Origin of the sequence: Burkholderia cepacia, from assembly GCF_001718835.1 — a bacterium.
GTDB lineage: Bacteria > Pseudomonadota > Gammaproteobacteria > Burkholderiales > Burkholderiaceae > Burkholderia > Burkholderia cepacia_F.
In genome coordinates, this window is the sequence record NZ_CP013444.1 from 2,673,927 (window position 1) to 2,698,883 (window position 24,957).

25 protein-coding genes and 2 pseudogenes are annotated in these 24,957 nt (G+C 66.0%); 9 read left to right on the forward strand and 18 right to left on the reverse strand.

Going from position 1 to position 24,957, the window contains the following annotated elements:
• Positions 1 to 572: 572 nt before the first annotated feature.
• The 4 genes from WT26_RS31750 (at position 573) to WT26_RS31765 (ending at position 3,261) form a co-directional block, all read left to right on the forward strand.
• Positions 573 to 1,178 (forward strand): hypothetical protein, encoded by a 606-nt coding sequence (locus WT26_RS31750; protein WP_059718921.1) that lies wholly within the window; start codon positions 573 to 575, stop codon positions 1,176 to 1,178.
• Positions 1,175 to 1,777 carry a hypothetical protein gene (locus WT26_RS31755; RefSeq protein WP_231130496.1) on the forward strand — a complete coding sequence of 201 codons (603 nt, stop codon included), beginning with the start codon at positions 1,175 to 1,177 and terminating at the stop codon, positions 1,775 to 1,777. The genes WT26_RS31750 and WT26_RS31755 overlap by 4 nt, the downstream gene beginning before the upstream one ends.
• A gap of 16 nt (positions 1,778 to 1,793) precedes the next feature.
• Positions 1,794 to 2,333: a hypothetical protein gene (locus WT26_RS31760; RefSeq protein ID WP_042588437.1), complete on the forward strand. Its 540-nt coding sequence runs from the start codon at positions 1,794 to 1,796 to the stop codon at positions 2,331 to 2,333.
• Between the two features lie 298 nt (positions 2,334 to 2,631).
• Entirely contained in the window at positions 2,632 to 3,261 is a 630-nt protein-coding gene (locus WT26_RS31765) for a hypothetical protein (protein WP_069271579.1), read from the forward strand.
• Positions 3,262 to 3,300: 39 nt separating this feature from the next.
• Here the strand turns inward: WT26_RS31765 and WT26_RS31770 are convergent, their stop codons facing one another.
• From WT26_RS31770 to WT26_RS31785, 4 genes are all read right to left on the reverse strand, one after another.
• The gene (locus WT26_RS31770; RefSeq protein WP_010089873.1) at positions 3,301 to 3,759 is read right to left on the reverse strand and encodes a DUF6623 family protein; all 459 of its coding nucleotides are present in this window, start codon (positions 3,757 to 3,759) and stop codon (positions 3,301 to 3,303) included.
• 201 nt (positions 3,760 to 3,960) lie between these two features.
• On the reverse strand, positions 3,961 to 4,470 hold the full coding sequence (locus WT26_RS31775; RefSeq protein WP_069274790.1) for an OmpA family protein: 510 nt from the start codon (positions 4,468 to 4,470) through the stop codon (positions 3,961 to 3,963).
• An 87-nt stretch (positions 4,471 to 4,557) separates the two neighbouring features.
• Positions 4,558 to 5,826, reverse strand: coding sequence for a diguanylate cyclase domain-containing protein (locus tag WT26_RS31780; RefSeq protein WP_069274791.1), 1,269 nt, complete (start codon positions 5,824 to 5,826; stop codon positions 4,558 to 4,560).
• Complete coding sequence (locus WT26_RS31785) at positions 5,823 to 6,521, reverse strand: YfiR family protein (RefSeq protein WP_069274792.1); 699 nt, start codon at positions 6,519 to 6,521, stop codon at positions 5,823 to 5,825. Before WT26_RS31785 ends, WT26_RS31780 begins: the two co-directional genes overlap by 4 nt.
• Before the next feature lie 509 nt (positions 6,522 to 7,030).
• On the opposite strand from WT26_RS31785, the gene ampC reads away from it, so the two are divergent.
• Together ampC and WT26_RS31795 are read left to right on the forward strand one after the other, a co-directional pair.
• Complete coding sequence (ampC, locus tag WT26_RS31790) at positions 7,031 to 8,206, forward strand: class C beta-lactamase (RefSeq protein ID WP_069271581.1); 1,176 nt, start codon at positions 7,031 to 7,033, stop codon at positions 8,204 to 8,206.
• A gap of 48 nt (positions 8,207 to 8,254) precedes the next feature.
• Positions 8,255 to 8,968 (forward strand): hypothetical protein, encoded by a 714-nt coding sequence (locus WT26_RS31795; protein ID WP_060016061.1) that lies wholly within the window; start codon positions 8,255 to 8,257, stop codon positions 8,966 to 8,968.
• A gap of 125 nt (positions 8,969 to 9,093) precedes the next feature.
• Here WT26_RS31795 and WT26_RS31800 read toward each other — a convergent pair whose 3' ends face one another.
• From WT26_RS31800 to WT26_RS36810, 3 genes and pseudogenes are all read right to left on the reverse strand, one after another.
• Positions 9,094 to 9,672 carry a hypothetical protein gene (locus WT26_RS31800; RefSeq protein ID WP_069271582.1) on the reverse strand — a complete coding sequence of 193 codons (579 nt, stop codon included), beginning with the start codon at positions 9,670 to 9,672 and terminating at the stop codon, positions 9,094 to 9,096.
• 90 nt (positions 9,673 to 9,762) lie between these two features.
• Positions 9,763 to 9,897, reverse strand: a pseudogene (locus tag WT26_RS31805) (ATP-binding protein); the annotation flags it as partial.
• A 2-nt stretch (positions 9,898 to 9,899) separates the two neighbouring features.
• A pseudogene (locus WT26_RS36810) lies at positions 9,900 to 10,439 on the reverse strand (contractile injection system protein, VgrG/Pvc8 family); the annotation flags it as partial.
• 287 nt (positions 10,440 to 10,726) lie between these two features.
• On the opposite strand from WT26_RS36810, the gene WT26_RS31810 reads away from it, so the two are divergent.
• Positions 10,727 to 11,968 carry an NAD(P)/FAD-dependent oxidoreductase gene (locus tag WT26_RS31810; RefSeq protein ID WP_069274793.1) on the forward strand — a complete coding sequence of 414 codons (1,242 nt, stop codon included), beginning with the start codon at positions 10,727 to 10,729 and terminating at the stop codon, positions 11,966 to 11,968.
• A gap of 27 nt (positions 11,969 to 11,995) precedes the next feature.
• On the opposite strand, the gene WT26_RS31815 is transcribed toward WT26_RS31810, so the two are convergent.
• The 9 genes from WT26_RS31815 to WT26_RS31855 form a co-directional block, all read right to left on the reverse strand.
• Positions 11,996 to 12,754 carry a FadR/GntR family transcriptional regulator gene (locus WT26_RS31815; protein WP_069274794.1) on the reverse strand — a complete coding sequence of 253 codons (759 nt, stop codon included), beginning with the start codon at positions 12,752 to 12,754 and terminating at the stop codon, positions 11,996 to 11,998.
• 111 nt (positions 12,755 to 12,865) lie between these two features.
• On the reverse strand, positions 12,866 to 13,738 hold the full coding sequence (locus WT26_RS31820) for an amidohydrolase family protein (RefSeq protein ID WP_069274795.1): 873 nt from the start codon (positions 13,736 to 13,738) through the stop codon (positions 12,866 to 12,868).
• Positions 13,739 to 13,770: 32 nt separating this feature from the next.
• Entirely contained in the window at positions 13,771 to 14,712 is a 942-nt protein-coding gene (locus tag WT26_RS31825; protein WP_069274796.1) for an ABC transporter substrate-binding protein, read from the reverse strand.
• A 39-nt stretch (positions 14,713 to 14,751) separates the two neighbouring features.
• Positions 14,752 to 15,789: an ABC transporter permease gene (locus tag WT26_RS31830; RefSeq protein WP_069275217.1), complete on the reverse strand. Its 1,038-nt coding sequence runs from the start codon at positions 15,787 to 15,789 to the stop codon at positions 14,752 to 14,754.
• Between the two features lie 21 nt (positions 15,790 to 15,810).
• Entirely contained in the window at positions 15,811 to 17,349 is a 1,539-nt protein-coding gene (locus WT26_RS31835) for a sugar ABC transporter ATP-binding protein (RefSeq protein ID WP_069274797.1), read from the reverse strand.
• 12 nt (positions 17,350 to 17,361) lie between these two features.
• Positions 17,362 to 18,138, reverse strand: a complete 777-nt coding sequence (locus WT26_RS31840) for an SDR family oxidoreductase (protein WP_059666599.1) — start codon at positions 18,136 to 18,138, stop codon at positions 17,362 to 17,364.
• A gap of 39 nt (positions 18,139 to 18,177) precedes the next feature.
• Positions 18,178 to 19,455 carry an L-fuconate dehydratase gene (locus tag WT26_RS31845; protein WP_069274798.1) on the reverse strand — a complete coding sequence of 426 codons (1,278 nt, stop codon included), beginning with the start codon at positions 19,453 to 19,455 and terminating at the stop codon, positions 18,178 to 18,180.
• A 23-nt stretch (positions 19,456 to 19,478) separates the two neighbouring features.
• Positions 19,479 to 20,321 carry an ureidoglycolate lyase gene (locus WT26_RS31850; protein WP_069274799.1) on the reverse strand — a complete coding sequence of 281 codons (843 nt, stop codon included), beginning with the start codon at positions 20,319 to 20,321 and terminating at the stop codon, positions 19,479 to 19,481.
• 53 nt (positions 20,322 to 20,374) lie between these two features.
• Entirely contained in the window at positions 20,375 to 21,139 is a 765-nt protein-coding gene (locus WT26_RS31855; protein WP_069274800.1) for an SDR family oxidoreductase, read from the reverse strand.
• A gap of 593 nt (positions 21,140 to 21,732) precedes the next feature.
• Here WT26_RS31855 and WT26_RS31860 point away from each other — a divergent pair.
• Together WT26_RS31860 and WT26_RS31865 are read left to right on the forward strand one after the other, a co-directional pair.
• A complete protein-coding gene (locus WT26_RS31860; protein WP_069274801.1) occupies positions 21,733 to 22,023 on the forward strand; it encodes a DUF3331 domain-containing protein in 291 nt (96 codons plus the stop codon).
• Between the two features lie 319 nt (positions 22,024 to 22,342).
• A complete protein-coding gene (locus WT26_RS31865) occupies positions 22,343 to 22,645 on the forward strand; it encodes a DUF4148 domain-containing protein (RefSeq protein ID WP_069274802.1) in 303 nt (100 codons plus the stop codon).
• Positions 22,646 to 22,808: 163 nt separating this feature from the next.
• Here the strand turns inward: WT26_RS31865 and WT26_RS31870 are convergent, their stop codons facing one another.
• The gene (locus tag WT26_RS31870; protein ID WP_069274803.1) at positions 22,809 to 23,996 is read right to left on the reverse strand and encodes a TauD/TfdA family dioxygenase; all 1,188 of its coding nucleotides are present in this window, start codon (positions 23,994 to 23,996) and stop codon (positions 22,809 to 22,811) included.
• A 22-nt stretch (positions 23,997 to 24,018) separates the two neighbouring features.
• The gene (locus WT26_RS31875) at positions 24,019 to 24,954 is read right to left on the reverse strand and encodes an alpha/beta hydrolase (protein WP_069274804.1); all 936 of its coding nucleotides are present in this window, start codon (positions 24,952 to 24,954) and stop codon (positions 24,019 to 24,021) included.
• Positions 24,955 to 24,957 lie beyond the last annotated feature (3 nt).

Below are 24,957 nucleotides of genomic sequence, written 5' to 3' on the forward strand. Positions count from 1 at the left end.
GCGTTTTTAAATCGTCTGTCAAAAATGCCGGTCGACCGAGGGAAAACACGTAGGCGAAAACGGGGCGCGGTAGCGATGAGGGAGCAACCGTATTTAAAAGGGCACGCTTGCGTGGAGTGCAATCGGGTTGCGACAGCGAGCGGGATTTCGCCGTTCAGCGAGGCGGGGCAAGGCGTTCGGGAATCCGTGGCATTCGACCGCGCGGGGACGTGATTTAAAGGGAGATATCGGGCGGACAGGACAACCGAACGGCAGGCGTGTGACGCACCATTTCCGGGAATCGGGGCCGGACCGGCAGCCATACGATTTGCAGACCGAAGGCGTTGTTTAGAAAGATATTTGTTGTTTTATTGAAATGATTTGAAACCGCAGCCCGGCCGACTCCCGACGCGCGCGGCGCAGCCTCGATCGGCACTCCGTATCCGTCCGCTAAAGAACCCCCGACGCCCACCGTTAACTACAAGACGCCATCTCGTGGCGTGGTCGATTCTTGCATCGGCGCGCCCCTGCTCGATCGGCGCATTCCGGGGTGCGAGCTCGCTCGCTGACAACAATAGAAACACGAGACCTTTATGTTCAATACCAAACGCCTGATGACCGTTGCCGGCACGTTCTGCCTTGCGCTGTCGCTGTCCGCCTGCATGTCGATGCATTCCTACGTGGATTCGTCGCTCGGGGAGCCGCACTACTCCGACCTGAAGAAGCCGGCCAGCCCGCAACCCGTCCAGCTGCTGGTCGAATTCCAGACCAAGGGCGTTCCCAATGCACGCGCCACCGAGGCCTTCAAGCCGCGCGTGTACGAGCAGGTGTCGCAATCTGGCCTGTTCAGCCAGGTGTCGTATGAGCCGGTCGCGTCCGGCCGCAAGCTGTCAATCACGATCAACAACCTGCCACAGACCGAAAACGCGAGCGCCCAGGGGTTCGGCACCGGCCTCACGTTCGGCCTCGTCGGCACGATGGTCACCGACGGCTACGTCTGCACGGCCACCTATGCCGCACCCGGGCACGACGCCGTGACCAAGGTCGTCAAGCATGCGATCTACACGACGATCGGCAATGCGTCCGGGCCCGAGGGGCTGAAATCGATGACCCTGCAGGATGCATCGAGCACGATGATCCGGCAGATCGTCGCGAAGAGCCTCGAGGAAATCGATCAATCGTCGGATCTCGCGCAGTGATGCCGGTCCGGATTGCATGCCGGAGCGTCGTCGGCGCGCTCGCCGCGCCGGCAGTTCTGGCCGTCACGCTGGCTTTGGGCGGCTGCGTCACGCAGCCGGTGCCGCATTATCAGGCGAGCGTCGCCAACCAGATGACGCTAGCCAGGCTGCCGCGGGACGCGCGCTTTCGCGTGACGACCGGCCCCGACCCGGCCGGCATACAGGCCCAGGTCCGGTCGATGCGTTACGCCGCGCCCGGCAACGGTTCCTGGTCGGACTATCTGAACGAGGCCATCCGTACCGAGCTGACGACGGCCGGACACTACGATGCGAACGCACTGGCCACGCTGGATGCGACGTTGACGGACGTCCGGGTATCCGACGGTCAGGCTGAACTGGGCGGACGGTTCGTCATCCGACGCGATCAATCGATCGTCTACGACAAGGCATTGCGCGCGAATGCGCAGTGGGATACGCACTTCATCGGCATGCTCGCCGCGGCGGACGGACTCAATCAGGCGTCTGCGATCTTCCAGAGCCTGCTGCGCCAGCTGTTCGATGACCCCGAGTTCGCCGCCGCAGGCCGGCGCGTGGCGAACGCCGAGGCCAAGATCCAATAGCAGGGCGGCACTTGGCATGCAACTCGACACACAATTTGGCGTAGTCACGATCGTGAATGAGCCGACTTATACATTCCGATCGCAAGACAATATTCGCGCCTATCCTCTCGAATTACTTCTTGGGAACTACGGACCGTCTTCCGTTCATGGAGTCGAGCTGAATGGATGTCGCGTTGCGGTCGTCGGTGCGGATGGCGGATGCACGGCAGTACATGCGCGTTCGGCTGTCGCGATCGACGACAAGCTGTACCTGGCGGTAGGCAATCATGTCGCCTGCCTGTCGTTGAGTTCACCGCACCCGCTGGTCTGGTCGACCTGCGTCGATATCGCGACCTGCTTCGGCATTTACTGGGAAAGCGACCGGGCGACCCTGATCTCGCACGGGGAACTCGAGATTGCGCGCCTGTCGCTGCAGGGTAATGTCATGTGGTCGGCATCCGGTGCAGACATCTTCACCGAACGCGTCCGCTTGCTGCCCGACTGTATCGAGGCCATCGATTTCAATCACGATATTTATCGGTTTGACTACGCGACCGGAGCGTCGCTTATGCGCTGACAGCGACGAACACGGTTGAAACTGCTTTCGCTGCATTGCGCGGAAAAATCACCGACCAGCCAAGGAAAAGCACATAAGCGAAATCGGAGTGCGGTAGCGATGGCGGAGAAGAGGACTTAAAAAGGCAAGTTTGCGTGCAGGTCAACCCAAGGCGTTGATTAGAAAGCTCACTTTTATTTTTATGAAATAATGTGCGCCCGTTTCCGCAGTCCAGCCAGCCCCCGCCGCGATGCGCGCCTGCCGCCAGCCAGCGATCTGCCCGTTTCTTTCAACGCATGTCGCTTGCCTTGCATCGCCCATGAATCACGCCTTTCGCTTCGTTCCCGCCGCTGCGCTCGCCGGTGCGCTGTTCGCCATGACTGCCTGCGCGTGGAGCCAGGACGTCCCCAACCGGGACGTGGCCGGCACAAACGTGTTCCGTGCCGAGCGGCGCGCGGCGAACGGCGTGCGCGTCCCGCGCGACGCGCACGCCGGGCGCTACGCCGCGTCCACGACGCGCGGCCCGTTCGAGACGAACGATACCCGCGAGCTTCGGATGTCCGGCGGCCGCCTCGTGCCCCGTGCGCCGGACAAGCGCGCCGGCGATTCGCACTGGCCCGCGAACCGCATCACACCCGGCGCGGACGGTCTCGGCCGCCGCGTGCCCGAGCATGAACGGCGCACGCTCAATTGGGATGCGTATCTGAAGGCCAACGGGACGCCGTACGGCACCGGTCTGCACGCGACGCCGATGTTCCCGCCGCCGTACCCGCGCATGCCGATGCGTCCATACGGCCGCGCGCACGGGCTCCCCGGCGTGCCGAATCCGTACGACCCGTCGGTGCCGCAGCCCGAGACGCGCGCGTTCTACGACAACGGTGCCGGCACGCGCTGCACGGCGACGGGTGGTGCGGGGACGCCGCGATCGTCGTGCGATCTCCGGTGGTGATGACTCGCGCGGCGCACGTTCTACGACGGCCGGTCCTGCTCAGACGAAAAAGTCGCCGCCGGCAGACGAGACGATCAACCGCGCGTCAGGGATCGGCGTGTCGAAGCCGATGTCGGCCACAAAGAAAAACGATACGCCCATCCCCCACACGACGGTGTGTGGCGCTGCCAGATCGAACGTATTCGCATTATCGAGTTCAGTCCGGTGCTCGCCCGACAGCAGCAGGTTGTTGAATTCCTGCACCTTGCCCGAGCCGTCGTAGATATGGACATTGCGGATGCTGCCAGAGGTGGCCGAGAACATGAGAAACAGGCGCTGCACCTTCGAGCGCACATCGCCGACGATAACGGGCGTGGCTAGCGGAATGTGAAACCAGCTGCTTTGGCCGGGCTTTATCGCCATGTCTGCGCCCCAGCCGAAATGCCCGACGCGGTCAAGGCTGCCCGGGTTCTCGACTGTCAGCGCGTTACCGTGAATCCAACTCGCATGAAGAGCCATGTCGTGTCACCTCGTCTTGTATTCATTTAATTGAGATAAACAGTAGTGGCTACGCACAGCCAATACAGTCAGCATTTTCCCGAATCAAAAATTCAATGTTTCAGGCATTATTTTTGCCGAAATCTTTTATCGCCATTCCGAAACAATTACGCGATTCGAAATTATCGATTTAATATCATCACCGAACGCCATATTAAAACCTCACCTCGGCGAAACCACGATGGCCGCCCGCCGGTTCTGCGCGCGGCCCGCCGGTGTCCGGTTGTCGCCCACCGGGTCGAGCTTCCCTTTCCCGACGACCGCGATGCGCTTCGGATCGAGCCCGATATCGACGAGCTCGATCGCCACCACCTCGGCACGACGCCTGGACAATTCCACGTTATATGCATCCGCCCCCTCGTCGTCCGAGTAACCATAGACCCGCACCCCGTTGATCCCGGCCGAATGGAGCGTGCGTCCGATCCGCTCGACGATCCGCCGCACATCGGGCTTGAGGTTGTAGCGATCGAAATCGAACAGGATCGGTCCGGTCGAACCGAATTCGAAACCCTGCTGGGTTTCCTGGAAACCGGCCGACTTGAGCGCCGTGACCTGCGTCTGCGTCAGCCCGCGATGAAGCGGCGGCGTCTTGCAACCGCCCAGCACCATGCACAGCAGCAGCGCGCCGCCGATGCACATCCGCCCAATGCTCACAGGAAACGGGTTTTCCATCATCGCATCCCCTTAAAACGCGCCCGCCATGCACGCACGGTTTCAAACCGCTGCGACAACCCCGCCCTCTGCACGACGCGATAACCCTCAAGCCGGCCCGGCGACCCCTTCAGCCAACTGCCACGACCCCGGCCGGGCGCGCTTGGCCCGGTACATCGCCGCATCCGCCGCGCGCAGCAAACCGCTCGCGTCCGACGCGTGGTCGGGATACAGCGCTACGCCGGCACTCATCATGGTGGCCACCCTGCGGCCGTCGGACAGCTCGATCGACGGCGCCATGCCGGACAATATCTCGTCGGCGATCCGGACGACACTGTCCGCTTCGGGCACTGCCGCCAGCATCACCGCAAATTCGTCGCCGCCGAGGCGGGCGACCAGATCGGTCTCGCGCACCTGCGTGCGCAGCCGCGACGCGACGCCGATCAGCACCGCGTCGCCGGCATCGTGACCGAGACAATCGTTGATCTCCTTGAAGCGGTCGCAGTCGAGATACAGGATCGCGACCCGCTGGCCCGTCGCATTCGCGTCGCCGAGCGCGCGCGCCAGGCGCGACTCGAACTGCGCGCGATTGGGCAGCCCGGTGAGCGCATCGTGCGTCGCCTTGTGTTCGAGCGACGCGTTTTCGTCGCGCAGCGTGTTCTGCCAGTCTTCGAATTCGTCGAGCAGCGCATTGAAGTCGTCGCCGAGCTCGTTCAGTTCCGCGATCGCCGCCGGCTCGACGCGCCGCGCGAATGCCCGCTCGCGCCGCACCGCGTGCGCGACGCCGGCAAGCGCACGCAGCGGCGCGACGATATTGCGCAGCAGGCGTTTCGAGCTCACGTAGGCGCCGAACACACTGACGGCCAGGCAGCCGAGAATGCCGCCGATGCCGCCGAGCAGGAAGCCGAAGAACTGGTGCCCGCGGCCGCGCACGACGACCTGCCCGACGACGATGCCGTCGTGCACGACCGGAATGGTCACCGGCCCAGGCAGCGCGACGTCGGCCACGATGCGCTCGAGCCGCGCGATCCCGTTGCCGGCCGGCAACTGCCACGTCGCGAACGGCTGGCCGTTGCTGTCGGTGACGACGACCTGCGCGACGTCTTCCTCGCTCGCGATCATCCCGATCGCCTCGTTCGCCGCGACGCGATCGCCGAACACGAGCGCCGCCTCGACCGTATAACCGAGCGAGCGGGCCAGCAGGTTCAGGTTGTTGCCGGCATACGCACGCAATGCGATCACGGCGACCACGATCAACGACACGGCCGCCATCGCGACGGCGACGAACGCGAGGCGCAGGTGCGCGCGGCGCAGCACGCTTTGCAGCGTGGGTCGCGGCATGCGCGAAGGGGAAACGGGGAGCGCGGACCGTGTCATGGCGTCACCGGCCGCCGCGCAAGGTTGAGCACGTTCGGGTGCACGCGTACGCCGCTGCGCGCCACCGCATCGAGATTGATGTCGAACGACACGCGCTCGCCATCGACATTGAGACAGAACATGCCGCCCGCGGTGCAGGACGGATCGTGCTCCGCGATCGTCAGGACCGGATGGCCGGCCAGCGCGCTCCTGACGCGCGTTCTCTCGTCGTTGTTCAAGGTGCCGAGATACACGACGTCGCACGCGATGCCGAGCGACGGATCGTCGAAGCGGACGTGCTGCACGTCGAGCAGCGTCGAGCCGGCCTGCAGCGTATCCGTCAGGCCGCGCGCATAGTCGGGACGGCCGGTGACGCACAGGTGCAGACGAACGGGCATGGTCGGCCAGCGCGTGAAGCTGACGATGCCGAGCACGACCTGACGCACGGCGGCGTCGAGTGTCGGAATGGCGGGATCGGCGCGGCTCGCGGCGGCGACGATGCGCACGGTGTCGGCCGAATCGTCCGCACCGGCGGGAGCCCCGGCGAGTACGGCGGGCGCCGCGCCCAGCACGCAAGCCACCGTGAGCAACGCTTGGCGGCGCAGCGAAGCGGCACGGCCGGGCCGGCCCGTCTTCCGCGCGGCGATCGCCGCCGCGCACGTTGGCGTCGTTGCCGTCGCAAAACCGGCAGCCGCCGCGCACACTTTCGCATCCATGATGGCAACATCCGCTGGCGTCGCTCCGGCGCTGCCTCCCGCCTCCCTCCGTGCGCGAGCAGGCACCGTATCACGCGCACGATTGCTTCATCTTAGGTACAAAGTCGCGCGGACGACCAGTGAGAAACACCCGCCCCAAGCGTCGGATAGCACGTTGAACAAGTGCGGTGCGCGATTTATACAGGCGAATGCCGGACCCGCCGTCGACCCGGTCCAGACGTCGGCGAATTGTTCAGCGGATTGGACGCCCGTATCTGGCGTTCCGCGCCTCGGGACGCACGAGCAAGAATTTCTTTTGTCTCCAACAAAATATCCTCGCTTGTCGTCGTGCACTCCCCACATGACAATCACCCATCCGCCGCATGCCTCAGGAGTTCGTTGAATCAGAAACCGGCATCAGCAGGGATGCAAGATAACGGCTTTCCAGATTTTCCCCATACGGCATCGTGAATTTGGCAAGCCGTCGCGCAATTTCCAACCTGGCAGCAATCCAAAGGAATCCAAAAAATATGAAGCACGGGATCAAGCGCATCATGGCGGCCGCATTATTTTCCACGTGTGCAACGGCAACCATCGGCTACGCGGCCAATGATCGTCAGGACACCGTCAAGAGCGTATCGGACAGCGTCGTCTTGCCGATCATGGCGAAATACGGCATCCCGGGGATGGCAGTAGGAATCGTTGCAGACGGGCAGACGTACGTTTTCAACTACGGCGTCGCATCGCGGCAATCCCGGCGGCCCGTCACGCGCGATACGCTGTTCGAGATCGGGTCCGTCAGCAAGACGTTCACCGCAACGCTTGCATCCTGGGCGCAAGTCACCGGCCATCTTTCGATGACGGACAAGGCCGGAAAGTACCTGCCGAACCTGCAAGGCAGCCCGTTCGGCAACGTCACCCTCGTTGAACTCGGCACACACACGCCTGGCGGAGTGCCTTTGCAGGTTCCAGGCAACATCCGGAACGAAGATCAGTTGATGCGGTATCTGAAGGACTGGCGACCCACCTACTCGCCGGGCGCCTATCGAACCTATTCCAACGTGAGCATCGGGACGCTTGGCCTGATTACGGCGACCAGCATGGGGCAGCAGGACTTCGCCGTGCCGTTGTCCCGTCATCTGCTATCGCCGCTGGGGATGAAGAGCAGCTACGTCGACGTGCCGCGCTCGCGTATGGCCGATTACGCACAAGGCTATACAAAGGACGGCGCGCCGACCAGGATGACCACCGACGTGTTGTCTTCGAAGACGTACGGGATCAAGACGACCGCCGCCGACCTGCTTCGTTTCGTGCAAGCCAACATGGGCGAAGTCAAGCTGGACAAACCGCTTCAGCAGGCAATCACCGACACGCACACCGGCTACTTCAACGCAGGTCCGATGACCCAGGACCTGATCTGGGAGCAGTATCCGTATCCGGTCGCATTGAAGACGCTGACCGAAGGCAATTCCTTGTCGATGGCACTCAATGCAATGCCGGTCGAGGAGATCAAGCCCCCTCGAGCGCCTCAGCAGCAGGTCTGGATCAACAAGACCGGTTCGACCGACGGGTTTGGCGCATACGTGGCTTTCGTTCCTGCCCGGCACATGGGCATCGTCATCCTGGCCAACCGGCACTACCCGAACGAGGAACGGGTCACGGCCGCGTACCGGATCCTGACGTCGCTTGGCCTTGACGGTCGATAAGCGCACACCCCGAATATACTGTCCCGTTTCTTCTCGACGTTTGCCGCCGTGTACTACTGGAACCAGCACAATTTCGAAGGGCTCTTGAAGCTGGCGGAAGCGTTCGATGCACGCCCCGAACTGAAGCCGCTCGCGGACTATTGCCGCTTCCGCGAGCAAGGGCTGCGTCGATATGCATTCGCCGCGCTCGAACGCTTTCTCGACGCTTCGCGCTCGTTTGACAGCACGACGGCCCGGCGCGCCGCCATCGACATCCTCGAGGCCAATGCGCGGACTTCGGAAGCGCATCAGTTCCTCGCGCAACCGCTGACGGCCCGATTCCTGCTGCCGACGTTGCAGACGTGGATGCACGAGGAGCCGGATGCGAACCTGCCGGTCCGGTGGCTTGGCATCCTCGAGCGCGACGATGCACTGCTGGCCGGCGCGCTCGCGATGTGCCCCGACGACGCGCCGGTCCGGAAAATGCTGATCGGGCATGCGCTCGACTCCGTCGACTTCGCGACCCATCATCTCGACGAGTCGCGCTTCATCGGCAGCGTCGATCACGTGCTTGAAAGTCTGGATCGCGCAAGGCGCCTCATCGCCGATGCGCCGGATGCCGCCGCGTTCGCTCGCCTCGCGTCGGAAGTGGACCATTTCGCCCAACTCGTAGCGGACTGGCAAGCGTGGTCACGGAATCCGGTCGGCTCGTTTCCCGAATGGTGCGCGGCGCAAGGGCGGGATTATCGATACGCGGTCAAGATCTATTACAGCAAGTCGTGATGCGGCGTTGTCTGGATTGTGCCGGCCCGCTGTCACTCATCGATGAAGACGGCTATTGAGCTTCCCCTGAAATTTCGCCTTCCAGCAGGTCGTGTATAAACTCGAACCGAGGCGCGCCCCGCCGGTCAGGGTGCGCTGCCGAGTTGCGCGCACGCGCTCGCGGCCATTTCCGGTCCCTGCACCGCGAGGATCTGCCACACGCCAACGCTAACGCGCTGACGCTCCTCTGTCGACGTAGCGGCAAGCAAGGCATCAACTCGCGGCGCCACATCCGGCGCCTGTTGCTTCAGGAACGCATGGTGGCGCGCACGGGACGCCGGCTCCGACTCGTATACGTCACACATACGAACCATGCCGGCGAGGCCGGCCAGATCATCGTCCTTGTCTATCGGGGCTGACGAAACCAGCGCGAACCCCTTCTGCTCCGCCACTGGCAGTTTTCTGTACGCAGCTTCTTGGATTCGCCCGGCGGAAGATGGCGGCAGACCACCAAAGGCTGCGACCACACGACTCCCAGCAGCAATCATGTCGTTTTGGCACGTGCCCTTCTCCGTTGCCGCAACGTACGAGCAAAACGAAACCGACGTCTTGTAGACGACGTCGCTCATGTGCGATACCTCGTCTGCCGTCGCATGGGCTGCACCGGCACAAAATAGAAGCAGGGATAAAGGCATCAATGTGCCTGTGAAGCGATGTGCTTTCATGTCGTTGTTTTCCTCATTGTCAACGCCGATTTAAATCGGACCCACTTTCCGGCGAATCGCCGAAGTAAAACTGGCCCACCCGGGCTCCTGTCACGCGGCTGCCTTCGCGCCCGCCCGCGTGCTCGTTTGTCCTGCTTTGCGCTTGTCCTTCAAGCGGTAGCTCTCACCGCTGATTTGCACGATGTGCGCGTGATGCAGCAGCCTGTCGAGCATCGCGGCCGTTATCCGAACAGCCCCTCGCTCTCGAACAGGCGGTGCATGAAGTTCCAGTCCGTCTCGCTTTGCCGGGTGTACGAGCGATTCGGCAACGGCTGAGATAGCGTGAATCGAAACCGGCCTCGAGCCTCGGGATGCTGGTTCAACACATCGGACACGATGTCCTCGACCGCCTTGTCGGTCCAGATTCTTTGATCCCGTCGAAACTTCAGTACGTGCATCCACGCTTGCAGCGTGATCTGATACGTTGTGAGACTGCCATCGGCGCCCAACCGACGCGCGGTATGGACATAGCCGTGGATTGAGCGATAGCCGCCGCTTGCCTGCTGGATCCAGAGGGTAACGGGCTGGGCGATGAGCTCCTTCAGCTCGATCGTGCTGTCAAGCGACACGACATCCAGCGTAAAAATGTAGTCCCGACCGATCGTCGAATGACCGACCGCCCGTTGCACGACCAGGGCGTTCGGTCCCAGCGGCGTGTCGAGCTTCAACAACCGGTCCTGCTGAATCAGGCCGCCGCGCAATGCGGCAGCCAGGTTCTGCACGTTCATTGTTAGCCTTTCGTTTTTATGCGTGTGCGTCATCCTCCTGAAGCGGCCGCAGGTTCAGGCGGGCGGTGGTCAGCGTGACGGGCTCGAACAACGACATGGCGGTGGGCAGGCAGGAAAAATGGCGGCCCATTAGAACATCGGGGCCGCCGGCCGACAACTGTATGAAGAAACAGTATCGGCATCCGCTATCGGGCACACTTGGCCCTCCGCCCCGGTCCCGGGTATGCTTGATCGCCACACGGGCTCTTCGCCCCCCGTCTTCCGACCACTCGCTTCAGCAAACATCGATGGACTTCGACGTCATCGTTCTCGGCGCCGGCATCGTCGGCGTCTCCGTCGCACTGCACCTGCAGGATCGCGGGCGCAAGGTCGCCCTCGTCGATCGCGGCGCGCCCGGCGAAGGCACGAGCTTCGGCAACGCGGGGCTGATCGAGCGCTCGTCGGTCGAGCCGTATCCGTTCCCGCGCAGCCCGTTCACGCTGATGCGCTACGCGCTGAACCGCTCGACCGATCTCTACTGGCACAGCACGTCGCTGCCCGCGTTCGCGCCGTGGCTCGCGCGTTTCTGGTGGGAATCGGCGCCGCTGCGCCACGCGGCGGCGTCACGCGACATGCTGCCGCTGATCGAGCGCTGCATCGTCGAGCACGACGCGCTGATCGCGCGCGCGGGCGCCCACGCGCTGGTGCGCGCGAACGGCTGGCTCGAAGCATTCCGCACGCCGGCCGCATTCGAGCGCGGCATTGCCGACGCGCAGCTCACCGCGCGCCGCCACGGGCTCGGCATCACGCCGCTCGATGCCGCCGCGCTGCTCGCGCACGAACCGAGCCTCGCACCCGGCTTCTGCGGCGCGTTGCACTGGCTCGATCCGAAAAGCGTCGTCGATCCGGCCGCGCTCGTCAAAGCGTATGCACACCTGTTCGTGCAAGGCGGCGGCACGCTGCTGACCGGCGACGCCGCGAGCCTCGACGCACGCTCGCCCGGCTGGCAAGTCAACACGCACGACGGCACGGCCGCCGCGCCGGCTGTCGTCGTCGCGCTCGGCCCGTGGTCCGACACGGTGTTCGGCAAGTTCGGCTACAAGATCCCGCTGCGCGAGAAGCGCGGTTATCACATGCACTACGCGCCGTCCGCGCGCGGCGTGCCGTCGGCGCCGATCGTCGATCGCGAATACGGGTACGTGATCGCACCGATGAAGCGCGGGCTGCGGCTGACGACCGGCGTCGAGATCGCGCGCCGCCGCGTGCCGCCGACCGGCGTGCAGCTCGAACGGGCGGAACGCGTCGCGCGCCCCGTGTTCGGTTTCGGCGAGCGGCTCGACCCGCAACCGTGGCTCGGCTTCCGGCCGTGCACGCCCGACATGCGCCCGGTGATCGGCCCCGCGCCCGCGCATCGCGGGCTGTGGTTCGCGTTCGGGCACAACCATCACGGGCTGACGCTCGGGCCCGTCACGGGCCGCCTGCTGGCCGAGATGATGACGGGCGAAGCGCCGTTCACCGATCCGGCGCCGTATCGCGCGGATCGCTTCTGAACGGCGCGCGGCAGCGCCGCGTCAGGCTCAATCGCAGGCTCGCCCGAAGATGCGGATCACCGAATCCAGATGCTCGGCCATCGCGCGGCGCGCGGCGTCCGGATCGCGCGCGCGGATCGCGTCGAGGATCGCGCGGTGCTCCAGTTCCGACCGGTGCGGCATGTCGTTCGGCATGTACAGCGACTGCAGCCGCTGGAACATCAGGTCGTACTTGTGCGCGAGCAACTGCTTGATCATCAGCGCATACGCGGCGTTGTCGCTCGCTTCCGCGATGCGGATATGAAACAGCCGGTCGCCCGGATGCGTGAGCGAGCCGCTGCGGTTGTCTTCCTGGTTGCGCAGGAACGCCTCGTGGATGCCGGCGAGCTGCGCGTCCGACCCGTGCGTCGCGGCCAGCGCCGCAGCCTCCGGCTCGATCAGCCGGCGCGCCTGCAACAGTGCGAACGGCGGGATTTCGGTATCGAGATCGAGTGCGATGCCGAGTTCCGGATCGATCTCGATCACCGCGAGCGCGCCGGGCGGCGCGCTCCGTTCGGGCGGCAGCCCGGCCGCTTCGGGATGACGGACCTTCACGCCGTCGCCGACGCGCACGCTGACGAGCCCGCTCACTTCGAGCGCGATCAGCGCTTCACGCACCGACGTGCGCGATACGCCGAACTGTTCGGCCAGTTCGCGCTCGGGCGGCAGGTAGCTGCCCGGCGGAAAATCGCCGGACTCGATCATCGCACTGAGCTTGTCGGCGATCTGCTGGTACAGGCGGCGGTTCTGGATCGGCTGGATGGACATACGCTGAAGCGGGTCGTCGGTTTGGGTGGAGCGGAGCGGCAGGGACACATTCCCGGGCCGCAAACGCTATCGTAATTCTGTAATTCTATATGCCGGCATCGAGGCCGCGCGTCACACCGCCACCCCGTAGCAACGCGCCGCCGTGCCGCCCCACACCGCGCACCGCTCGGGCTCCGACAAGCGCGTCGCCGCCCATCGCTCGACCAGCGCGACGACCTGGTCATACGACGCGGCCAGCAGGCACACCGGCCAGTCCGAACCGAACATCAGCCGCTGCGGGCCGAACGCGTCGAGCGCCGCGTCGAGGCAACGCTCGATCCGGCTGAAGTCCTGCGGCCTCAGGCCCTGCGCCCAGTCCGCCTCCGTCACCAGTCCCGACAGCTTGCACGCGACGTGCGGCAGCGCGCCCAGCTCGCGCAACGCGGCACGCCAGCGCCCGAGCGCCGATTCGTCGCGCTCGAATTCGGCCAGCGCGGGCTTGCCGGCGTGATCGAGCACGAGCCAGTGCGCGTCGTGCCGTGCGCAGAACGCCTGCACGTCCGGCAACTGGCGCTCGAACACGAGCACGTCGTACACGTACCCGTTCGCCTGCAGCCACGCGACGCCGCGCTCGAACGCGGGCCGGGAGACGAACGCGGCGACGTCGCCTTCATCCTGGACCTGATGCCGAAAACCGAGCAGCTTGTCCCGGCCCCACTCGGCCACGTGGTCCGCGAGCCGCGGGGAACCGATATCCTCCCAGCCGACCACCGCCGCGATGTGCGCGTCGTCGCGGGCGAGATCGAGCAGGAACGCGGTCTCGTCGCGCCCGGCGCGCGCCTGCACCGCGATCGACCGGTCCAGCGCGTGCGCGTGCAGGAGCGGATGCAGTTCGTCCGGCAGGCGATCGCGGGCGAGCGCGTTCATGCCCGCGCAGATCCACGGATAGTCGGCCGCGCGATAACGCCAGAAGTGTTGATGAGCATCGATGCGCAAGTCGGTCATGGCGATATCGGTGTGCTCCCTATCGGTCCCGCTCAGTCATACAGCACCGCCGCGATCTTCGGATCGTCGATATTGGTCTTGTCGTACCAGTAGAAACCGGTATCGATGACCTTCGGCAGCTTCTCGCCCTTGATCGCCTTCACGGCCGCCTCGACCGTCTTGTAGCCGATCCCGATCGGGTTCTGCGTGATCGCGCCGGCCATCAGCCCGCTGCGGATCGCGTCCTTCTGCTGCTTGCCCGAATCGTAGCCGACGATCACGACCTTGCGCTTCATTTCACGCACGCCGTTGACCACGCCGATCGCCGAGCCTTCGTTGGTGCCGAACAGCCCCTTGAGCTTCGGGTACGCCTGCAGGATCGACTTCGTCACCTCGGTCGATTTCAGCTGGTCGCCTTCGCCGTACTGCACGGTCACGACGCGAATCTTCGGATAGGCGGACTTCATCCGCTCGAGAAAACCGTCGCGGCGGTCGATGCCGGTGCGGCTCGTCTGGTCGTGCGCGACCACGGCCACTTCGCCTTCGTCGCCGATCAGCGCGGCGAGCTTGTCGGCGGCCAGCGCGGCGGCGGCCTTGTTGTTGGTCGCGGCCGTCGTCACCGGGATGTCGCTGTCGACGCCCGAGTCGAACGCGATCACCGGGATCTTCTCGGCCTGCGCCTTCTTCAGGAGCGGCAGCGCGGCCTTGCTGTCGAGCGCCGCGAAGCCGAGCGCGGCCGGCTTCTTCGCGATCGCGGCCGACAGCATGTCGATCTGCTTGTCGACCATCGCCTCGGTTTCCGGCCCTTCGAACGTCACCTTCACCTTGTAGTCCTTCGCGGCCTGCGTCGCGCCCGATTTCACGGCCTGCCAGAACTGATGCTGGAAGCCCTTCGAGATCAGCGGGATGTAGGTTTCCTGCGCACGCGCACCGGCCGTGACGCCGACGGCGAACGTCAGCCCGACGATCGCATTCAACACCTTGCTCCTGATCACTTCGCGTCTCCTTGTCGTATTGCGGTATTGCGCGTCGGGTCAACGGCGCCGCCGGCGCAGGATGTCGACGTAGACGGCCAGGATGATGATCACGCCCGTCACGACCGTCTGCCATTCCTGCGCGACCGACATGATGCGCAGGCCGTTGGTCAGCACGCTCATGATGAACGCGCCGATGATGGTGCCGACGATGCTGCCCGCGCCGCCCGACAGCGACGTGCCGCCGATCACGACGGCCGCGATCGCATCGAGCTCGTAGCCCTGCCCGAGCGCCGGCTGCGCGGAGTTCAGTCGCGACGCGATCAGCAGCCCGGCGATCCCGCACACCGCGCCGCTGAACGTGTAGACGGCGATCTTCCATGCGTCGACGTTCACGCCGGACAGCCGCAGCGCCTCCTCGTTGCTGCCGAGCGCGAACGTGTAACGGCCGAAGATCGTGCGGTTCAGCACGATCGATGCGCCGATCGCGACGAGGAACAGGATCAGCACCGCGTTCGGGATCGGCAGCGCCGGAATCAGGTTGCCGATCAGCGAATCCTGCGCGATCGACGCGAAGCCCGGCGTGTCGTTGAAGTAGATCGGCCGCGTGCCCGAGATCACCAGCGACAGCCCCTTGAGCAGCATCATCATGCCGAGCGTCGCGATGAACGGCGGCACCTTCATCTTCGCGATCACGAAGCCCGACACGCAACCCGACAGCGCGCCGAAGCCGAGCGCGGCGACGATCCCGACCGGCAGCGGCATCCCCCAATAGGTGAGCACGACGCCGGCCATCACCGCGCAGAACGTCATCAGCGTGCCGACCGACAGGTCGATGCCCGACGTGATGATCACGTAGGTACACGCGACCGCCAGCACGCCGTTTACGGCGGTGGCCTGCAGGATCGTGACGAGGTTGTCGACTTCGAGGAAGTTCGGCGACGCGAAGCTGAAGAACACGATCAGCAGCACGAGGCTCGCGAACGCGAGCAGCTTCTGGCGCGCGGCGGGGTTGAAAAAGCGTGCGCGCAAGCCGGACGCGCCGGCCGGCGCGTCGCCGGAGGCGATCGGAGGAACGGGATGCGTATCGTTGGACATGGTCATCGGTCAGCGTCGGATTCAGGGGATGACGGTCGACTCGCGCTGCGTCGCGAGCTGCATGATCTTTTCCTGCGTGGCGTCGGCCGCGCGCAGTTCGCCGGTCACGCGCCCCTCGCACATCACGAGGATCCGGTGGCTCATGCGCAGCACCTCGGGCAGTTCCGACGAGATCATCACGATCGCCTTGCCGTCGGCGGCCAGCGCGTCGAGCAGCTTGTAGATCTCGCTCTTCGCGCCGACGTCGATGCCGCGCGTCGGCTCGTCGAAGAACAGGATGTCGCAGTCGCGCAGCAGCCACTTCGCGATCACGATCTTCTGCTGGTTGCCGCCCGACAAAAGGCGCGCGGGCTGCGCGACCGACGGCGTGCGGATCGCGAGCTGCCGTACGTACGCATGCGCGGCGTCGCGCATCGCGCGCGCGTCGAGGAACACGCCGCGGCGCACGAAACGGCGCATGCTCGACATCGCGATATTGTTCTGCACGTCCATCCCGACCGCGAGCCCGAAGTGCTTGCGATCCTCGGACAGGTAGCCGATGCCGTGCTTCACCGCATCGGCCGGCGTGCGGATCGTCACGGTCTTGCCGTGCACGCGGATCTCGCCGGCATCGACCGGGTCCGCGCCGAACACCGCGCGCGCGACCTCGGTGCGGCCCGCGCCCATCAGCCCGGCGAAGCCGAGGATCTCGCCGCGCCGCAGCGTGAAGCCGACGTCGCGGATCGCACGGCCGCGCGACAGCCCGCGCACTTCGAGCGCGACGTCGTTCGCGGACGTATCGGGCGGCGTGCGGAATTCCGTCGCGAGCTGGCGGCCGACCATCATCGAGATGATCGTATCCATCGACGTATCCGCCATCGGCACGGTCGCGACGTACTTGCCGTCGCGCATCACGGTCACGCGATCGGCGATCTGGCGCAGCTCGTCCATCTTGTGCGAGATGTAGACGATGCCGACGCCGTTCGCGCGCAGGTCACGGATGATGCGGAACAGCTCCGCGATCTCCGCGTTGTTGAGCGCGGCGGTCGGCTCGTCCATGATCAGCACGCGCGAGTCGAACGACAGCGCCTTCGCGATCTCGACCATCTGCTGCTTCGCGACCGTCAGCCGGCCGACCGGCGTGCGCGGGTCGAGATCGAGCCGCATCCGCTGGAAGATCGCGGCGGCGTCGCGATTCAGCTTGTCTTCGTCGACGAACATGCCGAAGCGCCCGCGCGGCTCGCGGCCGATGAAGATGTTCTGCGCGACGCTCAGGTGGTTCATCAGGTTCAGTTCCTGATGGATGATGCCGATCCCGAGCGCCTGCGCGGCGCGCGGATCGGCGATCTCCACCGCACGGCCGTCCATCCGGATCTCGCCGTCGTCGCGCGGGTACACGCCCGCGAGGATCTTCATCAGCGTCGACTTGCCGGCGCCGTTCTCGCCCATCAGCGCATGCACTTCGCCGGCACGCAGGTCGAAACGGCAATCGTCGAGCGCCTGCACGCCCGGGAAGCGCTTGCCGATGCCGGTCAATGCGATCAGCGGCGGCACGGCAGTCTGGTTCGGGTCGGGTTGCATGGCGCGCTGCCCTCAGCTGATCGCACGGTCGAGATGCGTATAGCCGCCGTCGACGAACAGCCACTGGCCCGTCGTGTGCGATGCGCGTGCCGACAGCAGGAAGACGGCCGTGTCGGCGATCTCGTCGGCCGTCGTGAAGCGCTTGCCGAGCGGCACCTTGCCCGCGATGCCCGCCAGCTTCGCGTCGGGGTCGTCGAAACCGGCGAGCCAGTTCCGGTAAAGCGGCGTCATCACCTCGGCCGGAATCACCGCGTTCACGCGCACGCCGTCGTCGCGCAACGCGACGGCCCATTCGCGCGTCAGCGCGAGTTGCGCGCCCTTCGATGCGCAATAGCCGCTCGTGTTGCCCTGGCCGGTCACGGCCGTCTTCGACGAGACGTTGACGATCGCGCCGCGCGTCGCCTTCAGGTGCGGCACGCAGTAGTGCGCCATCGCGTAGTAGTGGATCAGGTTGCGCTCGAGCGACGCGACGAACGCATCGCGGCCGGCATCGAGCCCGACGCCGTCGTTGACGCCCGCGTTGTTGACGAGGCCGTCGAGACGACCGAAGCGCGCGACGGTCTGCGCAACCGCGTCGCGGCATTGCGCGTCGTCCTGCAACTCGACCGACACGCACGCGGCCTGCGGCTGCTTCTGCACGAGCGCGCGCCAGAACGCGTCGTCGGGCGCGTGGCGCGCGAACACCACCGGAATCGCGCCTTCTTCGGCAAGCCGCATCGAGATCGCGGCACCGATGCCCGACGCGCCGCCGGTCACGATCACGACCTTGTGTTGCAGATTCAAATCCACTTCGCGTCTCCGTCGTTCATGTTGTCGCCGCGTGCCGCGTCAGCCCCGGAACCGGTATTGCTCCAGCGATTCGGGCTTCATCTCGATCGAGAAACCGGGTGCCGTCGGCGGCATGTAGGCGGCGCCGCGCACGACGCACGGTTCGACGAAATGTTCGTGCAGGTGATCGACGTATTCGGTCACGCGCCCTTCCTTCGTGCCGGAAATGCACACGTAGTCGATCATCGACAGATGCTGCACGTATTCGCACAGCCCGACGCCGCCCGCATGCGGGCACACCGGCAACCCGTACTTCGCGGCCATCAGCATCACCGCGAGAATCTCGTTCACGCCGCCGAGCCGGCACGCGTCGATCTGCACGACATCGATCGCGCCGCGCGCGATGAACTGCTTGAACAGCACGCGGTTCTGGCACATCTCGCCGGTCGCGACCTGCACGGGCGCGATCGCTTCGCGGATCGTGCGATGCCCTTCGACATCGTCGGGGCTCGTCGGCTCCTCGATGAACCACGGCCGCGCGAACGCCAGTTCGCGCACCCAGTCGATCGCCTCGTCCACTTCCCACACCTGGTTCGCATCGATCATCAGCTTGCGGTCCGGGCCGATCACTTCGCGCGCGATCGTCACGCGGCGAATATCGTCTTCCAGGTTCGCGCCGACCTTCAGCTTCACGTGGTCAAACCCGGCTTCGACGGCTTCGCGGCACAGCCGCCGCAGCTTGTCGTCGCTGTAGCCGAGCCAGCCGGCCGACGTCGTGTAGCACGGGTACCCCTCCCGCTCCAGCGTGGCGATGCGTTCCGCCCTGGCCGGCGCCTGCCGCCGCAGGATCGCGAGCGCCTCGTCCTCGGTGAGGCAGTCGCGCAGGTAGCGGAAGTCGATCGCGCGCACGAACGCCTCCGGCGACAGGTCGGCAACGAGCCGCCATAGCGGCTTGCGTTCGGCTTTCGCCCACAGATCCCACACCGCGTTGACGACGGCCCCCGTCGCCAGATGAATCGCTCCCTTGTCGGGGCCGATCCAGCGCAGCTGGCTGTCCGACGTGACGTGCCGCCAGAAACGGCCCATGTCCGCGCGAATCCAGTCGAGGTCGAGGCCGACGACGAGGTGACGCATCGCGTCGATCGCCGCGCAGCAGATCTCGTTGCCGCGCCCGATGGTGAACGTGAGGCCGTGACCTTCGAGCCCGTCGCGGTCGGTTTCGAGTACGACGTACGCGGCCGAATAATCGGGGTCCGGGTTCATCGCATCGGAGCCGTCGAGCTGGCGCGAGGTCGGGAAGCGCACGTCGAGGACGCGCATCGATCGAATGATAGGCATGACGAATCGTCCGCGAAAGGGAATCAGGCCTGCACGGTGCGCTGGCGTTGCTCGCCGAGCCCGTCGATACCGAGCGTGATCACCTGCCCGGCGCGCAGATAGACGGGCGGCTTCTGCCCGAGGCCGACGCCCGGCGGCGTGCCGGTCGAGATCACGTCGCCCGGCTGCAGGCTCATGAAGCGGCTCAGGTAGCTGATCAGGTGCGGCACGCGGAACACCATCGTCGCGGTCGTGCCGTTCTGGTAGCGATGGCCGTCGACGTCGAGCCACAGCCGCAGTGCATGCGGATCGGGCACTTCGTCGGCCGTCACGAGCCATGGGCCGAGCGGGCCGAACGTGTCGTTGCCCTTGCCCTTGTCCCACGTGCCGCCGCGCTCGAGCTGGAATTCACGCTCCGACACGTCGTTCACGACGCAGTAGCCCGCCACGTGCGACAGCGCGTCGGCTTCCGCGATATAACGACCGCCCTGGCCGATCACCACGCCGAGCTCGACCTCCCAGTCGGTCTTCTCCGAGCCGCGCGGAATCTCGACGTCGTCGTTCGGCCCCGAGATCGCGCTCGTCCACTTGCCGAACACGACGGGCTCCTTCGGCACTTCCATCCCCGATTCGGCCGCGTGGTCGGAATAGTTGAGCCCGATGCAGATGAACTTGCCGACGCGGCCGACGCACGCGCCGAGCCGCGGCGCGCCGCCGACGAGCGGCAGCGTCGCCGGGTCGATGCCCGCGAGGCGCGCGAGCGACGCGGGCGCCAGCGCATCGCCGGCGAGATCGTCGATCACGCCCGACAGGTCGCGGATGTGGCCTTGCGCATCGAGCAGGCCCGGTTTTTCATGGTGCTTCGCGCCGTATCGGAGCAGTTTCATGTCGTCGGGTATGAGGAAGGTGAAGGTTGCGACGTGCGGTCAGTTAGACACGGTCAGTTCGACCAGCCGCCGTCGATCAAATGGATCGCGCCGGTCGTGAACGACGCTTCGTCGGACGCGAGGTACAGCGCGAGCGCGGCCACTTCGTCCGCGGTGCCGATGCGGCCGATCGGCTGGCGCGCGATGAACGCTGCGCGCACCTCGTCGGCCGACACGTCGCGCATGCGCGCCTGGTCGGCGATCCGCTGCTCGAGCGACGGCGATTCGATCGTGCCCGGGCAGATCGCGTTGCAGCGGATGCCGCGCTCGACGAAATCGGCGGCCACCGCCTTGGTCAGGCCGATCACGGCCGCCTTGGTCGTCCCGTAGACGAAGCGGTTCGGCACGCCCTTCACGCTCGACGCGGCCGACGCCATGTTGACGATCGACGCGCCGCCCGCGTCGAGCATCGCGGGCAGCAGCGCGCGAATCAGGCGGTACATCGACGTGACGTTCAGGTTCAGCGAGAACGCCCATGCGTCCTCGTCGCAGTCGAGGATCGAGCCGTGGTGGACATAGCCCGCGCAGTTGAACAGCACGTCGAACGGGGCTTGCGCGGCCGCCAGCCCGGCCACGTCGCGCGCGCTCGTCACGTCGAGCCGCTGCGTCGCCAGCGCGCCGCCCGCGCCCTGCGCGTCGGCCGCGAGCCGCGCCAGCGACGCCTCGTCGATATCCGTCGCCAGCACGTCGGCGCCCTCGCTCGCGAACCGCAGCGCGGTCGCGCGGCCGATACCCTGCCCGGCCGCCGTCACCAGCGCGCGTTTGCCCTGCAATCTCATGAGCGACTCTCCCGATGGAGGCCGGCAGCGCGGCCGGCTGATTGGCACAAAGGACTAAAGGTCCAACCAATCATAGGAAGCGATCGGCGATTTGTCACGGAAATGGGATTCAGTGTTTTCCCGGGGACGGAAATGGGGATTTCGGCGGGCATTCGCCTTATTCGCAGCGGCCCGCCGCGTCAACCTGTCAGAAACGTCATGTTGGCGTCAGCGTCGCAACGGGCGCGCCGCGCGATCATGCCGATGCCGGGTCGCGCTGCCGGCGACGCCGCGCTTTTCCGCCCGCCGACGATCGTCGCGGGCACTCCGTCCTGCGCGGCTCCGCCCGCGTCTGAGCGAGCAGACGCGGCGGCGCAACCCGCTTTTTCCGCCCCGGACTTCAGGTCCGGGGCGTTTTTGTCTATGGTTTTCCAAGAAAATAAGCGTGGATTGTTTCTAAATCGGCAAAAGGTAATTTGAGCCAGACAGGATGTTTTTTCCGGTCACAGACGCTTACATTTAGCGCACCACTCATGGAAACCGCTACGGATTCGCCATCGGGTAGTGACATCCACTGCCACGGCCGAACCGCACGAGCTTTAGGAAACGGCAAAATGAAGGCCTCCAAATCCCTGCCTGTGCTCGATCCCGCCGACGTCCACGTCGAAATCCTCGAACGTTCCGATACGCTGCTCGTCGTCCGCTGGGTCGAGCCCGGCCGCTGTCACTACGGTGAGCAGCGCTGGCGCCGCCGCTTCGCGCAACGCACCGGCACATGCGCGCTGTCGCGCCAGGTCATCCAGCGCGGCGACGAAGTCTTCCGCCCGGCCGAACGCCCCGCGCCCGCGAACGCGGCCGCGATGATCTCCGCCGCCGAAGTGCTCGCGCTGGCCGGCGGCAAGTAACGCCCCGATCCGGCGTTGGAAGCGCCGATCCATTTCCCTCGTTTGTCTGTCCCGCGGACGCGCATTATCGTTACATCGAACAATGTAATGATTGCGCGGTGCGGCGCATGGCGCCGCCGGCGCGCGTTTTCGTCATGCTTGTTGCGCCGTTTGAAACGAAAGCTCATTGAAAGCGTAGTTCGACGCTTTATTTTTACCGCCCAGGAAACAATCTATCGTCAAAATCAGCGTTTACCCTGAACCTTCCGATGACTAAGATTTGATCAATCGCTTAAGACATGGTGTCGAGAGCGAACTCAATAAAACACCGGAGGTCATCATGAAATCGCTCGTTTCCGCAGTCGTTGCCGCTGCCGCCCTGTCCGCTTCGTTCGGCGCATTCGCCCAAAGCACCGTGACCCGCGCGCAAGTGCGCGACGAGCTGGTCCAGCTCGAGAAGGCAGGCTACAAGCCGGGCCTGTCGAGCCCGTACTACCCGAACGACATCCAGAGCGCCGAAGCGCGTGTTCATGGTGCCGACACCAGCGGCTACGGCGCGCAAGCCGCGCCGGTCGTCCGCGCAGGCAGCCCGGCCGCCGCAACGTCGTCGAACGCTCGCGACTCGATCTTCTTCGGCCAGTAAGCCGATGCGCCCCCGGCGGGCGCCGCGCGTCGCGCGATCCGCATCCGGACGAGCCCTCGAACAGGGCTCGTCTTTTTTGTGAACGACATACCTCCGCCGCCCGGCAGCGGGTGGCTTCGCCCGGGCGCCTTGCGTCCGGGCGCTTTTTCGCCGGCGCGACCGCTCATGCCGTGGGCGTCGCCGCGCGCGACAGCACCCGCCACCGCGACAGCAATTCGTCGCGATCGACGTAGCAGCCCTGCAGATGCCGGCGGCCGGTTGACGGATCGAACTCGGTGCGCGCATGCAGCACGCGCCGGTTGTCGAACGCCCACATGTCGCCCGCCCGCAGCCGGCGCTGCACGCGAAAGCGCGGCTCGCGCGCAAGCGCAAGGAACCGCCGGTACGCACGGTAGATCGCCGGCATCGACGCGGCAGGCGCATCGAGCGGCCCGCGCAGGAAGTTCGCGACGCGCACCTCGGTCACGTTGCCGCGCGCATCGAGCCCGATCACCGGCGCCGAGCAGCGATAGTCGCTGTTCGCACTCTTGTTCCAGAACTCGAACGGCGTCGACGCGAGCAGAGCGAAATCGTCCGGATATGCGTCGCGCAGTGCGTCGGCGAGCGCGAAGCCGTCGAGGAACACGCTGTCGCCGCCGGTCGCATCGTTCGCCAGGCAATGCAGGAACTGGACGCCCGGCTGCAGCTCGCGGGTCGGCAGATCGGTATGCGGCGGCAGGTTCAGCGACGTATACGCATTGCTGTCCGGGCGCGGCTTCGATTCGACGTCGAACAGCACACCGAAATTGCTCTCGCGGATCAGGCCGATGCGGCGCGCGATCGCGTCGACGCGCCCGCGCTCGGCCGGCACGCCTTCGACGAGCGTCAGCCCGGTGCGCTGGAGCGCGCCGAGCCACGCGCGCAGCGCCGCGTCGTCGTGCATCACGTCGCGCCACGCGAATCCCGCGATCGCGTCCGGATCGTCGCCGCTCCATACATGGCGCCCCTGCGCCGCGTGACGCTCGGCGCGCGACGCGTCGTCGTAGGCGTGCGCCCGGAGCCAGCCGGGCGGCCACGCGCTGCGGTGGCCGTCGCGCCATTCGACGTGCAGCGCGCCGTCGCGGCCCACCTGCACGCCGCGCACCGCGAGCGCGTCGGGCGCATCGACGATCTCGAACACCTGCTCGCGGGTCTGCGCATGCACGCAGGCCGGACACGAACAGGTGTCGCGCAGCCAGTCGAAATGAAACGGCGATCGTCGCGTGTCGCTCCACGCGACGCTCACCAGCCCGTCGCCGAGCGTCGCGGCCGCGATCGTCACGTCGGTGGAAAACGTCCGCCAGTCCTCGATACGCTGTTGCGCTGCCTGCATCGTTGCCTCCTCGAATCGAACGCTACGCGCACGGCGCGCGCAGGAAATCGCCGACCGTCCGGTGCATCCGCGCCGCCTGCGGGCTCGTTCCGAGCGCGCGCCAGCAGCCGTGCACCAGCCCCTCTCCCATCCAGTAGTGCGCGGCACCGCCGGCCGCGCGAATCCGTTCGACGTACACGCGCGCATCGTCGCGCAGCGGATCGTGTTCCGCGCCGATCGCGAGGACGGGCGGCAGGCCGTCGAAACGCGCGGCGTCGAGCGGCGCGGCCACGTCCGACCGGCCGTCCAGCTGGCCGCTCCAGTACAGCGCGCGATAGCGATGGACGTCGTCGAGCGTCAGCATCGGCGCGTGCGCTTCCGTTTCGCGCGCGGGCGATTGCGGTTCGAACCCGAGCATCGGATAGACGAGCGCGATGCCGTCGATGCCCTCCTCCCCCGCATCACGCAGCGCTGCCGCGACGGCCGCCGCGAGCATGCCGCCCGCGCTGTCGCCCGCGAGCGTCAGCGGATGCGCGCACGGCCCGAACGGCAGCCGTTCCGCGAGCGCCGCGCGGACGACGGCAACGCAATCGTCGAGCGCGGCCGGCGCGCGATGCTCGGGCGCCAGCCGGTAGTCGACCGCGATCACGTCGAGCCCCGTATCGGCCGCCAGGTGCGCGGTGATCAGCGCATGACTGTCGAGCGAGCCGACGACGAAGCCGCCGCCGTGAAAGAACAGCACCGTGCCGCGCGGCGCCGCGTGCGCGTGCCGGTAGCGGCGCAGTGCAATGACACGGCCGTCCGGCGCGCGCCACGCGCCGTCGTCCTGCACGATTCCCGGCGGCAGCGCGGCCGGCGTCCACTCGGCCGCGAAGCGGTCGTAGAGGCGGCGCTGCTCGGCCGGCGAGCGTACGGCCGCGTCGGCCGGATACCACGCGTCGACGGCGGCGACGAACGCCGCGATTTCCGGTTCGAGCATCGT